This window comes from bacterium, assembly GCA_030647005.1.
Lineage (GTDB): Bacteria > Patescibacteriota > Patescibacteriia > JACPHY01 > JACPHY01 > JAUSKG01.
This window is the reverse complement of sequence record JAUSKG010000033.1, coordinates 36464-50584: the sequence shown is the minus strand read 5'-3', so window position 1 is coordinate 50584 and position 14121 is coordinate 36464. Positions and strand designations below refer to the sequence as shown.

The 14121-nt window shown below is 64.4% G+C and carries 10 protein-coding genes; 8 read left to right on the top strand and 2 right to left on the bottom strand.

All coding sequences use genetic code 11. The annotated features are described in order from the left end of the window. Positions 1-2434: putative metal-binding motif-containing protein (locus Q7S96_04775; GenBank protein ID MDO8463550.1), on the top strand; the 2434-nt coding region annotated here is incomplete at its 5' end. A 55-nt stretch (positions 2435-2489) separates the two neighbouring features. On the opposite strand, the gene Q7S96_04770 is transcribed toward Q7S96_04775, so the two are convergent. Then, positions 2490-3194, bottom strand: coding sequence for a M48 family metalloprotease (locus Q7S96_04770; GenBank protein MDO8463549.1), 705 nt, complete (start codon positions 3192-3194; stop codon positions 2490-2492). A 118-nt stretch (positions 3195-3312) separates the two neighbouring features. Here Q7S96_04770 and Q7S96_04765 point away from each other — a divergent pair, with 118 nt between their 5' ends. The 7 genes from Q7S96_04765 to Q7S96_04735 all read left to right on the top strand — a co-directional run bounded on the left by Q7S96_04765 (position 3313) and on the right by Q7S96_04735 (position 13463). Further along, positions 3313-4413, top strand: coding sequence for a radical SAM protein (locus Q7S96_04765; protein ID MDO8463548.1), 1101 nt, complete (start codon positions 3313-3315; stop codon positions 4411-4413). Further along, positions 4394-5764, top strand: coding sequence for an O-antigen ligase family protein (locus Q7S96_04760; protein MDO8463547.1), 1371 nt, complete (start codon positions 4394-4396; stop codon positions 5762-5764). Before Q7S96_04765 ends, Q7S96_04760 begins: the two co-directional genes overlap by 20 nt. Positions 5765-5930: 166 nt before the next feature. Beyond that, positions 5931-7013 (top strand): glycosyltransferase, encoded by a 1083-nt coding sequence (locus Q7S96_04755; protein ID MDO8463546.1) that lies wholly within the window; start codon positions 5931-5933, stop codon positions 7011-7013. Between the two features lie 59 nt (positions 7014-7072). Beyond that, positions 7073-8302 carry a glycosyltransferase gene (locus Q7S96_04750; GenBank protein MDO8463545.1) on the top strand — a complete coding sequence of 410 codons (1230 nt, stop codon included), beginning with the start codon at positions 7073-7075 and terminating at the stop codon, positions 8300-8302. Next, a complete protein-coding gene (locus tag Q7S96_04745) occupies positions 8244-10343 on the top strand; it encodes a putative glycoside hydrolase (protein ID MDO8463544.1) in 2100 nt (699 codons plus the stop codon). Before Q7S96_04750 ends, Q7S96_04745 begins: the two co-directional genes overlap by 59 nt. 5 nt (positions 10344-10348) lie before the next feature. Beyond that, a complete protein-coding gene (locus Q7S96_04740) occupies positions 10349-12160 on the top strand; it encodes a hypothetical protein (GenBank protein MDO8463543.1) in 1812 nt (603 codons plus the stop codon). Positions 12161-12248: 88 nt separating this feature from the next. After that, positions 12249-13463, top strand: a complete 1215-nt coding sequence (locus Q7S96_04735) for a glycosyltransferase family 4 protein (GenBank protein MDO8463542.1) — start codon at positions 12249-12251, stop codon at positions 13461-13463. 314 nt (positions 13464-13777) lie between these two features. Here Q7S96_04735 and Q7S96_04730 read toward each other — a convergent pair whose 3' ends face one another. Then, positions 13778-14086 carry a helix-turn-helix domain-containing protein gene (locus tag Q7S96_04730; GenBank protein ID MDO8463541.1) on the bottom strand — a complete coding sequence of 103 codons (309 nt, stop codon included), beginning with the start codon at positions 14084-14086 and terminating at the stop codon, positions 13778-13780. Positions 14087-14121 lie beyond the last annotated feature (35 nt).

Sequence of the window (14121 nt, the reverse complement as noted above, 5' to 3'; positions counted from 1 at the left end):
CGGTGGAATGGCATACGTCGGAACCGCAGAGACCTGCAACACCGTGGACGACAACTGCGATGGCCTGGTGGACAACGTCCCCGTGGCACTCGTGGCATCGGATACGGCGAACTGCGGGGCATGCGGGAACGACTGCGACATCGCGAATGCAACCTCGGTGTGCGTAGATGGTGCGTGCACCATCGCTGCGTGCGACGCGGGGTTCGCAGACGCGGATGGCGACGAGCTCACTGGGTGTGAGTATCCCTGTACCTCGACCGCTGACCCGACCGATGGCCCCACCGTCCAGTGCGACGGCGTGGACAACGATTGCGACGGTACGGTGGATGCGGGGTGCGCGTGCGCGGATGGGGCGTACCGAACGTGCGGACCCGAAGCACCCGTGTGCAATCTCAACAGCGGCGTATGCCGTGGCGAGTGTGCATTCGGCGTGCAGCGTTGCGTCAACGGAGTGTGGGGTGCGTGCAACGGTGCGCAGTTCCCCGATTCGTCCGAGTCCTGCAATGGTCTCGACGACGACTGCTCCGGCGGCATCCCGAATGCCGAGCGCGACAGCGACGGAGACGGAGTGCTCGGATGCGACGGCGACTGCGACGACAGCGATCCGGACATCTCTCCGAATGCGCTCGAGACGTGCGATGGCACCGATAACGACTGTGACGGCACGACGGACGCGGAGTTCTTCGTCGGTGTGCCGTGCATGGGCATCGGCGCGTGCGGTCCCGGGTTCATCGAGTGCGCCGGTCCGGATGGTGCGCAGTGCTCGACGGACTCCGGCGGCAGTGATGACGCATCGAACGTCGAGACCTGCAACGACGTGGATGACAATTGCGATGGCACGGTTGATAACGTCGTCCCTGCGCTCGTGGCGTCGGATGCCACGAATTGCGGGGTGTGCGGGAACAACTGCGCCATAGAGACACTCAACGCCTCGATAGCGTGCGTGGACGGATTCTGCCGCATCGAGAGCTGCGACGCGGGGTATCAACTCGTTGACGGCTTCTGCCTCTCGTGTGAGGTGTGGCCGACGGCGACAGAGGTCTGCGACGCAGCGTTCGTGGATGAGGACTGCAACGGGATGCGGAACGAAGGGTGTGACTGCGTGGACGGCGCGCGGCAGCCCTGTGGCATTGATCCCGCGCTCCACCGCGTCGGCAGGTGCATCGCCGGAATCCAGCGGTGCGATGCCGGAGCGTGGGCGAGCTGCGAAGGTGCCGTGGGTCCGCTCGCCGACGAGGCGTGCAATGGCCTCGACGATATGTGCGACGGCGATGTCCCTGCGGACGAAGCCGACAGCGATGGCGATGGCTATCGCGTCTGTGCAGGCGACTGCGACGACAGCGATTCCTTCGTCTTTCCGGGTGCCGGCGAGCTCTGCAATGGGTTCGACGACGACTGTGATGGGACGGCAGATGAGGACTTCTTCATCGGCGTTCCATGCGACGGTCTCGGCGGGTGCGGGTGGGGGTTCTACGAGTGTGATGGCGACCTCGCCTTCACCTGCTCGACGAATCCCGGTGCCTCCTCGGACGGTAGCACCGTCGAAGAGGCGTACAATCTCGTAGACGACGACTGCGACGGCCTCGTGGACGAGAACAACACCGCGTGCGATCCCGCAACGGATGCGCCGATCGCGTGCGGCGTTGACCCCGCACTCCACCTCATTGGCCCCTGTCGCGTTGGGTACGCGTCGTGTCAGCCGGATGGGACGTGGGGCGACTGCATCGGTGCACAAGCACCGAAGCCGGAGAACTGCGACGCGATCGACAACGACTGCGACGGTGAGACGGACGAGGATTTCGACTTCCTCACGAGCGAGTTCCACTGTGGTGCCTGCTACCACGGGTTCTGGAACCTGTTGCACGTCACGGGAGCGGAATGCGTGGATGGTGCGTTCACGAACATGTTCTGCTACCTGGGCTACCGTGACATTGACGGCGATGCGGAGACCGGGTGCGAGTACGGCTGCTTCGTCACGGTCGGTGGAACGGAGAACTGCGATGGCATTGACAACGATTGCGATGGCATGGTGGATGAGGATCCCACCTGCGCACCGCCTCCGCCGGCAACGGCTGCGTTCACGTTCCGTGTGACACTGCCGTCGGCATCGCTCGTGGATGCGTCTGCGGAGCTCTGCGCGACGTGGGACGATCTGTCCTACTCGTGCGGCGACTACCCGCTCACGCTCGAAGCGGACGGCGTGACGCTCACCGCGAGCGGCACCGCAGTGACGGGGTACCACGTGTTCAACGTGTGCCTCACGGACTGCGCAACACCGACGATCGCGACCTACCTCATCATTCGTGATGGGAATGGCGCGCTCGACGAGGCAGCACCGTCGTTGGTGACCTTCGACGGTTCGGGAGTGGGCTACACGCTCGTCCCGAACAGCAACCAAGGCGGCAACGGATTCACGACCTTCGTCGTGCCGTAGGCCGCCCGCAAGCAGTACGAGGCCCCCTCCATCATCTGGAGGGGGCCTTTTCTTGTCACCGCGTGCAGTACTGCGGTGCGAGTGATTGGATGCGCGCGATGCGGAGCGCGGTTTCCGGATGCGACGCGAGCGCGCTCGTCCCTTCGCCCATGCCGGGCACGTCGGCGAAGTAGGCCTGTACTTTCTCGAGCATTCGTGTCATCGCATCGCTCGGGAACCCTGCGCCGCAGAGGAGTCGGAGGCCGTACTCGTCCGCGTCGCTCTCGAGCGACCGCGCGTATCCGGCGTTCGGGTAGATCGAGGCGATTTCGAGGCCGAAGAAGGTGAGGATGCCAGCCCACACTGGCATATCCGTGGCAACACTCAGGCCGACCGTTGTCCCGCTCACTGCGAGCTGGGTCAAGAACCACGCCATGAACCGACGATTCGCATGCGCGAGGAGTACATGCGAGGCCTCGTGCGCGATGACCGCCGCGAGCTCGTCGTTGAACAACCGTCGTGCGAGGCCCGCCTCCACGGCGATGGAGCCGGACTCCGAGACGACCGCGCCGAGCTGAGGGTCATCGTAGACGGAGAAGTGCCACGTCGCGGAGTCCGCATGTCCGGCCGCGGCGAGGAGCCGTGCACCTACTTGTGCGACGCGCTCCTGGAGCGCGTAGTCATGGCTTGCACGCGGAATGCTTTGCGACATCGTCGCGCCGCAGCCGGTTCCGATGATGGCGAGTACAAGTCCTTCGAGCCCCAACAAGCGTCGCTGCATGTTCCGTCTCCTTGTGGTACAAAAGGTCTGCTCGAACTTTTGCACTATGTTCGTGCTGTGTCAAGGCCACTTGACAGTTTGATGGTTTTTTGCTATGGTATGGCGTAATGAGACCTCTATGTTTTCAGCACCATTGACCACAAAAATCAAGGCATTGTACGCACGCGTTTCCCGCGGGCGGGCGTTTGGTTCCCCGGCGTTGCCGAAGGATGCGGTCATCGCCGTGACGTACCTTTGCAATTCGCGGTGTACGATGTGCGACTTCTGGAAGGAGACGCGCCAGCCGACGGTGACGCTCGCCGACTACGCGAAGCTCCCGTCGTCGCTGCGCGACATCAACATCTCGGGTGGCGAGCCAACACTCCATCCGCAGCTCGTGGAGATCGTGCGGACGCTCCGTACTGCGTGTCCGAAGGCGCAGATGACCATCTCGACGAACGGCTTCATGACGAAGCACATCGTCAAGCGCGTGTCGGAGATCATGGCGTTCTATCCGGCCATCGCGGTGCGCATCTCGATTGACGGGGTGGGGGACATGCACGAGGAGATTCGTCGCATCCCGCAGGGCTACGACAAGTGCATCGCGACGCTCCGCGCGCTCAAGGAGATTGGTGTCATGAACCTCGGCATCGCGTACACGATGACGAACGAGAACGTGGACCACCTCCACCGGCTCTACGACGTCGCGCGCGCGGAGGGTGTCCAGTTCACCTGCGCGCTCATGCACTCCTCGGAGTTCTACTTCGGCGGTAAGGCGAACGTCCGCGAGCGCAGCCGCGTTGATGCGATTGCCCGCGCGTTCACGACGCTCGCCGATCGCGAGCTTGCGACGTGGAGCCCCAAGCGCTGGGCGCGCGCGTACTTCGCGCACGGCCTCGCGGTGCTTGCCGCGGAGGGTCGTCAGCTCCTGCCAACGCGCGCAGGCGAGGATTTCTTCTTCCTCGATCCGTGGGGCACCGTTGTCCCGTCCGTCATGCACCCCAATGTCCTCGGGACTATCGGGGCGCACGCGACGTTCGCATCGCTGTGGAAGAGTGAGCAGGCGCAGCGTGCGCGTGACACCGTGCGGAAGCACCCCCAGCCCTCCTGGCTCATCTGCACGGCACGTACCGCAATCAAGCGGCATCCCGTGCGCCTCATCGCTTGGGTCCTCCGTCGGAAGTTTGCTATACTGACTCCAGGGTTCCTCAAGGCGTCACATGGCACTGCACACACCTAGCACATGGAAGCAGCTCGCAACCCCCGCATTCCTCGCGGGGGTTGCTGCGGTGGTAATCGGCGCGTCGCCGCTCGTCGCGGGCGCATTCGTGCTCGTTGCGGCCATCGCGCTCTTCGCCGTGCGACCGATGTTCGGGTGGTGCCTCGTCGTCCTCAGCTACCCGTTCATCTACCTCCAGCTCTTCGTCGGTCGCACCGTAAACATTCCATACGTGGATGCGTTCGCGCTGCTTGTCACCATCGCAATCATCGTGCGATTCCTCGTGCGGTTTGTGCAAAACGGCGAGCGTCCGAGCATCGGTGCACTGCCCGGTATCGTGCCGTTCCTCTGCTTCCTCGGTGCTGCGGCACTCTCGCTCACGAATACGGAGGACATCCTGCTCGGCGTCAAGTTCCTCGTGCGTCCCGTGTCGTTCTTCTACCTCATGTTCATCGTGCTGCCGCTCGTCATTATTGACCGTCCGCACCGCCTCTTCACCACGCTGCGCGTGATGTTCGTCGTGGGACTCCTCGCTGCGGCGATGGGGGTGTGGTCACTCGTCTTCCCACCTACGCCCGGCGTGTTCCGGCGTGCGGTGCCGATCATCATCTACGGGATGACACCGCTCGGGACGAACCACAACCTCATCGCGGAGGTCCTCGTGAGCGTTGTACCCATCGGCGTGCTTCTCGCGGTGTTCGCGCGCGGCATGGTGCAGCGGTGGTACGTCGTGGGGACGGTGCTCCTCGCGCTCGTCACGCTCCTCACGTTCTCGCGCAACGGCTGGCTCACGCTCACCGTCGAGGGTGTCGTGCTCCTCGTTGCGTTCGCTCGCGCGCGCGGCATGTACTGGAAGCGGATCGCGGGGTATGCGGTGCCCGTCCTCGCAGCCGCGATGCTCGCCATCGGGCTCTTCTCGCTCACGACGGTCGCGCAGAGCTCAAACACGAACCGCATCCAGCTCACGCGCATCGCGCTCGCGCAGTTCGCGGAGCACCCGATCGTGGGGGGAGGGGTTGGAACGTTCCAGGAGGTCGTCTCCCGCGACCGGTGGTACATCGCGGATTTTGGTGAGCCGCAGGAGGCCCATGGGTTGGTGCAGAAGCTCCTCGCGGAGACCGGAATCCTGGGACTCGTCACCTTTATCTGGCTCCTCGTCGCGCTCCTCGCGTACGTCCTCCGCGCGTACCGCGCCGCGACCGTCGCGCCGCAGTGGCGGCTCATCCTCCTCGCGCTCCTCGCGAGCGCGGGCGGGTCCATCGTCTTCCAGCTCTTCAATACGAGCTACTTTGTCTCCAAGCTCTGGCTCCCCATCGGCATCGCCGTCGTCGCCGCTCGTCTCGCGCAGCAGCGGAGTGCGCTCCGTGCGTAGCGTGGTTTCTGTAAAAGCGTGTCATTGCGAGGAGTGAGTCCGCGAGTGACGTGGCAATCCCGGCCATATCGGCACAAGGTGAGAGCTGGGTACCCTGGATGACCGGGATTGCCACGCCTCGTGGACTCGGCTCGCAATGACACTTCTCGGCTTGCAGTTTACCGCTATGATCCGCCTCGTCCACATCCTCACGTCGTTCGACATCGGTGGTGCCGAGCAGCTCGTGCTCGACATCGTGCGTCGTTTGGATCGGAAGCGGTTCGATGTGCGGGTGATCGCGGTCGTGCGCGGTGGGCCGCTCCGTGCGGAGTTCCATGAGGCGGGCATCCCGACGGATGTCGTGGGCAAGCGGACGACGATCGGTCTCGAGGCGATCCGCCACCTCACCGCCGACCTCCGGACCCCTACACCACACATCGTGCACACGCACCTCTTTGGTGGCGACACGTGGGGGCGCATCGCGGCATTCCGCGCGGGCGTTCCGCATGTGGTGTCCACGGAGCATAACGTCAATCTCGATGAGGGGCCGGTGAAGCGCATGGTGAAGCGTCGGCTCGCGCAGCGGACCGATCGCATCATCGCGGTCTCCGATGCGGTACGCGCGCACAGCGTCCGCGTGGATCGCATTCCGCTCGAGCGGTTCGTCATCATCCCGAACGGCGTTGACACGAAGCGGTTCCATCCCGTCGCCGAGCGACCGCGCGATGGCGCGCGACTCCTGAGCGTCGGGCGGCTCGTGCCGCAGAAGGGGCATGACGTGCTCCTCGAGGCGTTCGTGCTCCTCCGCGATGCTTCCCCGCGCATGCACCTCACAATTGTCGGTGACGGCTCGCAACGTCATGAGCTCGAAGCACTTGCTCGCACGTTCCGCATCACCGATCGCGTGCGCTTCCTCGGCATGCAGCGCGACCTCCCCGTCCACTACCAGCGCGCAGATATCCTCGTCCTGCCATCGCGATGGGAGGGGTTTGGCATTGCGGCGATCGAGGCATCCGCGTGCGGCATCCCCGTCATCGCATCCGGCGTCGGTGGCCTCCGCGAAGCGATCGTGGATGGGGAGACGGGCATCCTCGTTCCTCCCGAAGACCCCAAAGCACTCGCCGATGCCATTCGCGATCTCGCGGACGACCGGCCGCGTCGCATGTTCCTCGGCCACGCTGGCCGTCGCCACGTCGAACGCACGTTCACCATCGAGCGGGTCGTGGAACGGTATGAGGAACTCTACGCATCGCTCCTGCGCGAGCGGTGAGGTCTCACCTCCTGCATTGCGAACGACGCATGGGGCGGCGTGCGCTATACTAATGATGTATGCGGATCGTCCTCGTCAATAAGTTCTGGTTCCCGAAAGGCGGGAGCGAACGGTACACGTTTCTCCTCAAGGACCTCCTCGAGCGGAACGGGCATGAGGTCATCCCGTTCGCGATGGAGGATGAGCGCAACTGGCCTACTGCGTGGTCGGAGCACTTCATGCCCCACGTGGACTTCTGGGAGGCGGAGGATGCGCTGCCCAATCAAACCGGCGCACTCGAGAAGCTCTCGCGCGTGCTCTGGAGTAAGGATGCCGCGAAACGCTTTGGCGCGCTCCTCGATGCAGCCAAGCCGGACATCGTGCATCTCCAGAATTTCGCGCATCAGATTTCGCCGTCCATTTTGCCAGAGTGCACGAAGCGCGGGATTCCTACGGTGTGGACGCTCCACGACTACAAGGCGATGTGTCCGAACTATCGCATGTACACGAAAGGATCACCGTGTGAGCGATGTCAGGGCGGAAAGTATTGGAACGCGGTGCGGTTCAACTGCATGGGTTCGCTTGGCGCGTCGGCTGCGGTCGCACTCGAAATGACGCTCCACCACACCGTGCTCGACGTGTACGGCAAGCACCTCTCCGCGGTGGTCGCACCAAGTCGGTTCATGGCGGAGCAGCTTGACGCATGGGGGTGGGAGGGGCGAGCGGAGGTGATTCCCAACTTCGTGATCCCAGAGACCGACAGCGAAGGGTGGAGCCCGGGCGACCGCGGAGCGGTACTCTTCCTCGGGCGGCTGACGGAGGAGAAGGGGATTGAGGATTTCATTGATGCGGCGGCGCGTCTCCCGGGTGTCCCCTTTGTGGTGATCGGGGACGGACCGCTCGGTACATCGGTAAAAACACGAGCGGCACAGATTCAGAATCTCCGGTGGTTGGGTCAGCTCGAGCGACACGAGGTGGCCACGGAGCTCGCGCGCGCGACGCTGCTCTGCGTGCCGTCGCGGTGGTACGAGAACGCACCCTACAGCATCCTCGAGGCCATGGCAGCCGGTGTTCCCGTGATTGCCGCGAACATCGGAGGTTTGCCCGAGCTCGTGCGCGACGGTGAGACGGGAGTACTCGTGCCGCCCCGCGATCCCGCGACGCTTGCCAAGACGATCGCGAAGGTGTACGGTGATCCGATGACGCGAGCGGCGTACCGCACCGCGGCGCTCCGTGTGATCAGTGAGGACTATGGACCAACACGGCACTACGAACGACTCTCCGCGCTCTACCGCGACCTCGCACGGTGAGCGCAGCTCGCGACGCACCATCGCGTCGTGGTTTGCTGTCCTTCTCCTCGCCGTGGGATTGCTCTCGCTACCGGTTGGTGCTCAGCGCAAGCCGCACCAGTACCCGCGGCTCGCGAACCTCTTCCTCGCGTGGCACCTCTCGGAGGAGGAGGCACGGGACCTCGCACGGTGGGATGTCATCGTGCTCGACATGGAGGTTGCACGGAACACGCCGGTGGCGTTTGACCTCCTCCGTCGCACGAATCCCGAGGCGAAACTCTTCGCGTATGTGACGGCGCAGGAGATTCGACGCGACGCTGCGGCACATCCGCAAGCGGCACTCCGGCGCGATCTCGCCGCGCGCATTGCGGACGCGTGGTACCTCACTTCCGCCGTGGGCGACCGCATCTCCTGGTGGCCGCAGACGTGGCTCCTCGACATCACGGATCCCGCATGGACCGATGCGCTCGCGACGTTCGTCGCCGAGGAGATCGCCACGGACGCGCGGTGGGACGGTGTGTACTACGACAACCTCTGGGGGTCCATCAGCTGGCTCGATCGCGGGGAGTTGGCGCTCGCCGGTGCTGGCAGCGGCGCGACTGCGGCGCAGCGCGATCGCGCGTGGGTGGATGGTACCCGTCGGCTCCTCACCGCGACGCGCGCGCGCGTCCCCGAGGATTTTCTCATCACGGGGAACGGGAGCTCTACCTACGCCGACCTCGTGAATGGGCTCCTCCTCGAGCACTTTCCCAACACGAACGAGGGCGACTGGTCCGCGTCCATGCGCGCGCTTTTCGCGATCGTCGAGCGCGGCACCGCGCCGGTTTTCGCGATGGTGAACACGAACACCGGCAACACCGGCGTCTGGCAGAACTTTCGCCTCATGCGTTTCGGTCTTACATCCGCCCTCCTCGGCGGCGGGTACGCGAGCTTCGACTTCGGCGACCAGGATCACGCGCAGCGATGGTGGTACGATGAGTACGAAGCGTTCCTCGGTGATCCCGTGGGAAAGCCGTTCCGCATTGATGCGGGCGGTGCATTCGATCCAGCGTTCCCGACAGGCGTGTACCGGCGCGAGTACGCCCATGGCATCGTGCTCGTGAATGCGACTGCGGAGCCGTTCACCGTTGCGTTCGATGAAGAATTCGAGCGGCTGCGGGGCGAACAGGATCCCGCGGTGAACTCCGGTGAGATCATTCAATCGCTCACGCTCGCGCCGCACGATGGCACGGTGCTCCTCCGGCCGATTATCGGCATCACCGGTGCGCCGTTCGCCAACGGCGCGTTCGCGCGCGTCTTCGATCACGCGGGGCGGGTGGTGCGCAACGGTTTCTTCGCCTACGATGCCACCGCGGCGGGGAGTGCCACGGTGGAGCACCGCGACCTCGATGGCGATGGCGCGCGCGAGACCATTACCGCGGAGGGCGGGCGGATCCGCATCGCCTCTCAGGGACGCACGGTGCGGGAGTTCGCACCGTTCGGCGAGGTGTACACCGATGGACTCGATTTTGCGATCGATGACCTCGATGACAACCGCACGTGGGAGATCGTCGTTACAGAGCGCGATCGTGGAGCGCGTGTTGGTATCTTCAATCTCCTCGAGGGGCGACTCCTCACGCCGTACCTTGCACCGTTCGGCGCGCAGGCACGGAGCGGTATGACCGTCGCGACAGCGCGTCGCGATCGGCTCTCACGGCCCATCATCGTCGTTGGTGCGGGTGCGGGTATCCGTCCAGAGGTGCGCATCCTCGATTGGTCCGGCCGTCCGACCGGTGCGTCGTTCCTCGCGTACACCGCAGGGTTCCGTGGCGGCGTGCGCGTGGCTGCCGGTGACGTGGACCGCGATGGAGACGATGAGATCATTACCGGTGCGGGTCCGGGTGGCGGGCCGCACGTGCGCGTGTTCGACGCGCTCTCCGGAGTACTCCAGGTTCAGTTCTTCGCTTTCGACGCAGATCGCCGCGGCGGTGTTGATGTTGCTGCGGCCGATCTCGATGGCGATGGACGAGATGAGATCCTCGGTATGTCAACACACGTCTTCACCGTTGCACAGCAACCATGATTCCTATGCCAGACCCTCGCGACATCATTGAGGTTCGCCCGAAGCCGATCGAGCCGCCAAAGCGTCCCACCCGTCTCCCGCCGATCATGGCGAAGACGGTGAACCTCTGCATCAACTGCGTCCAGGGGGCCGGCCGCGCGGTGAAACGTCCCGCCGAGCGACGGTACGAGCGACACTACCACCCGCGCCTCAAGCACGGGCGCAGGCACCTCGTGGCCGACATCGGACTCGCGGTGGGCATCGTCGCGCTCATCGCCGTGAATGCGTGGTTGCTCATCGCTCGGCCGAATATTTTCTCCAACATTGACCTCGCGTGGGAGGTTCCATCGAGCGTGCGCGTGGGGGAGGAGTTCACGGTGACTCTGACGGCGACCTACGACGGCGATGTGGAGCTCACGGAAACATCGTTCGCGTTCGTGGTTCCGGATGCCGTTCATCTCGTCGCGGTGACGCCGGGGGTGTTCGATCCCGTGACGAGCACCGTGCGCCTCGACCACCGTGTCGCTCCGGGAGCGGCGCAGCAGGTGGCACTGACGGCGTACACCGATGCACCGGAGGGGACAGAGCTCGATCTCCAGGTGACGTTCCACGGGAGCGGCGTTGGGCAAGCCGAGCGGCGCGCCTCCGCGACGCGGCTCGTCGTCCGCGGCATTGCTGCGGAGGTGATGCTCAACGCCCCGCCCACAATCCCCACCCATGGGCGAGCACAGCTCGTCATCCACGCGACATCGCATGGTACCCATGATCTCGGTATCCTGACGGTTGTTCCGGAAGTCGTCACCGGTGTGACGATCCTCCATGCGACGCCCTCGAGTGCGGGGCGCGCGGAAGTTGTCGTCGCGACGGGGAGCGCTGGGACATTCCCCCTGCGAATCCATGTGGAGCGGAACGGTGTCCGACTGGCGACGGTGGATCGCTCCATCCGCGTCGTCCACGTGCCCGCGACGCTCTCACTCACGTTGATCGAGGGACCTGGAACCATCGCGCTCGGTGATACCCTACAGCTCTCCGTCTCCCACCACAACCCCGAGGGCGACGTGTCGGGTGAACGGTTTGGCCTCGAGGTCTCTGGGCCGCTTGCAAAGTTTTCCATGCTCACCGGTGGTGACGTGGAAGGTCGTGTCGCCGCGTACTGTCCGTTGCGGTCTGATCTCGCCACCTGTCGCTTCACGCTCACGGCACCCGATCGCATAGACCCGTCATCCTTCGCGGATGGGACGGATTTCTCCTACACGGTGACGCCAGTTCTGGATTTGACCCCCGCTGCCATTGGATCGCCCCGTGCGTCTGTTCTTGGTGAACCGCTCGTCATTCGCGTTGCGGGCAATCTCCGGCTCGCAGCGTTCGCGCGGTACTACACGCCGGAGGGTGATCAGATCGGGCGCGGGCCGTTGCCACCGCGCGTGGGCGCGACCACGCGGTACTGGGTGACGTGGGACATCCGTTCGCTCCTGGTGGATGCGGAGCGCGTCGTCGTGCGCGCAGCACTCGCCGATGGGGTGGAGTGGACGGGGCGCGTCGCCGCGACAGCGGGTGACCACGTTGCGTTCGATCCCGTCACGCGCGAGGTGACGTGGGTCGTCACCGCACTCGCGCAGACCGTTGGCACGCAGTTCCCATCATCTTCTGCGTCATTCGAGGTCGCACTCACACCGACTGCACCCATGGCGGGCACCACGCCGCGGCTCCTCGAGGAGACCCGCGCGACTTCTCGCGATGTTGCGGGAAACGAGACGACGGTCACCGCCGATGCTGTCACCACCGCCCTCACGCTCGATCAGCGCGGACGGGAGAGTGGGGGAGTGGTGCTGCCGTGAACTCTCCGAATTCCCTCTGAAGCTGGCGCGGGAGCGCCAAAGATGCACCATTGACACGAATCCGTTTCTGTGCTACGGTACGGGCACTATGGAACGGATCCGTGTCGCTATGATCGGAACAAAGGGCATGCCGGCCACCATTGGTGGTGTGGAGCGGCACGTCGAAGCACTGAGCCAGCGCCTCGTCGCGGGTGGGTTTTCCGTGACCGTGTACGGCCGGTCGTGGTACCTCGATCGGCATCCGGGGACCGAGCGGACCTACCGCGGTGTTCGCGTTGTGGTACTCCAATCGGTTCGCACAAAGCACCTCGATGCCATCTCACACACGTTCCTCGCCACGCTCCATGCGATGCGCGAGCGGGCGGATGTCTACCATTTCCATGGCGTTGGTCCGGCACTCCTTGCGTGGATGCCGCGGGTGTTTCGTCCGCGGAGCACGGTGTTTGTCACGTTCCATTCTGTGGATCGTCTGCACGCGAAGTGGGGCATCGTCGCGCGCGCCATGCTCACGATTGGTGAGTGGGCGGCGTGCACCTTCCCACACGAGACCATCGCGGTCGGTGAGGTACTCACGGCGTACTGCACGGCGCGCTACGGTGCGCATCCGGTGTGCATTGCCAATGGCGTCGCGGAGCCATCTCCCGCTGCGCGATCCCGTGCGGCGCAGGATATGCTGCGGTCGCATGGGATTACCCCGAAGCGCTACCTCTTTGTCGCGTCGCGGCTCGTTGCACACAAGGAGATCCACACCGTGATTCGTGCATTCCGGCAGCTCCGTCGCGAGCGGCCAGACCTCGGTGGCATCCAGCTCGTCATTGCCGGATCGCCGACGTTCACCGAGCAGTACGAGGAGGAGCTCCGCGTTGCAGCGTCGGGTGACCCCGCGGTGCTGTTCCTCGGGCAGCGGTCCGGTCTCATGCTGGAAGCACTCTTCGCGAACGCGCTCGCATTTGTGCACGCATCGCGTTCCGAGGGTCTCCCGCTCGCCGTGCTCGAGGCGGCTGCGGCCGGAACGATGCCAATCGTCTCGGATATCCCTGAGCACCGCGAGGTTATTGCGCGGATCGGCGGGATGCTCTTTGAGACCGGCAACATGTGGGATCTCCTCTGCAAACTCGAAGTTGCGCTCTCGGGTGCTGCGCACCTCGCCCGCATCGGTGGAGATGCGCAGCGCGCGGTGCTCCGACACTACCACTGGGATCGCATTGCCGTGTGTACAGCGGAACGGTACCGCGCGCATACTGTCAATCGGTACGCTCGCGTACACGCGCTCTCCCCGCGTCTCGTCCGCTCCGCGGTGTGAGCACGTTTGGTGGTAGTCGCGCAAAACATGCTCCCCCTGCGATACGCAGGGGGAGCATGTTTCATTCCCAATAGTACACAGCTAACCCCTCCACCCCGTCATTTCGAGCGGAGCGGTAGCGGAGTCGAGAAATCTCGTTGCCATTGTGCCATGGGATGAGATTTCTCCACTCGTTCGAGGACTCACTCGGTCGAAATGACGGAGAGGAGCGTTCGAGGACTCACTCGGTCGAAATGACGGAGAGGAGCGTTCGCGGACTCACTCGGTCGAAATGACGGAGGGGGATGGGAATAGTCTCGTCTTTGCAGATGTCCCTAGGGTTGATCAACCATGCCCGGATTGGGGGAGTAGAGCTTGTTGCGGATCCGCCACTGTCCCACGTACTGACCGATGCCCTGTTTCTGGAGCTTGTTCTTCGTGGTCATTTTTTTCTGCGACCACTCGAGGAGCGACTCGAAGGAGATGCGGTACCTTCCGCGCACGACGACGTAGCGAATCTCGCCGTCCTTGATAGCACGGCGAATGGTCTGTGCGGAGAGCCCAAACAGCCGCGCGGCTTCGGAGACCGAGACGCGTACCATGGTCCCGTCCTGCTTGTTGTTCGGTGCTGATCGTTTCGCCATGCGAGATCCTCGTCGCATCCCTCCCTCCCGTGTGG

Coding starts and splice junctions, on each gene's coding strand:
- Q7S96_04770 (MDO8463549.1), bottom strand. CDS start 3,194: ATGCAGCGACGCTTGTTGGGGCTCGAAGGACTTGTACTCGCCATCATC.
- Q7S96_04765 (MDO8463548.1), top strand. CDS start 3,313: ATGTTTTCAGCACCATTGACCACAAAAATCAAGGCATTGTACGCACGC.
- Q7S96_04760 (MDO8463547.1), top strand. CDS start 4,394: ATGGCACTGCACACACCTAGCACATGGAAGCAGCTCGCAACCCCCGCA.
- Q7S96_04755 (MDO8463546.1), top strand. CDS start 5,931: ATGATCCGCCTCGTCCACATCCTCACGTCGTTCGACATCGGTGGTGCC.
- Q7S96_04750 (MDO8463545.1), top strand. CDS start 7,073: ATGCGGATCGTCCTCGTCAATAAGTTCTGGTTCCCGAAAGGCGGGAGC.
- Q7S96_04745 (MDO8463544.1), top strand. CDS start 8,244: ATGGACCAACACGGCACTACGAACGACTCTCCGCGCTCTACCGCGACC.
- Q7S96_04740 (MDO8463543.1), top strand. CDS start 10,349: ATGCCAGACCCTCGCGACATCATTGAGGTTCGCCCGAAGCCGATCGAG.
- Q7S96_04735 (MDO8463542.1), top strand. CDS start 12,249: ATGGAACGGATCCGTGTCGCTATGATCGGAACAAAGGGCATGCCGGCC.
- Q7S96_04730 (MDO8463541.1), bottom strand. CDS start 14,086: ATGGCGAAACGATCAGCACCGAACAACAAGCAGGACGGGACCATGGTA.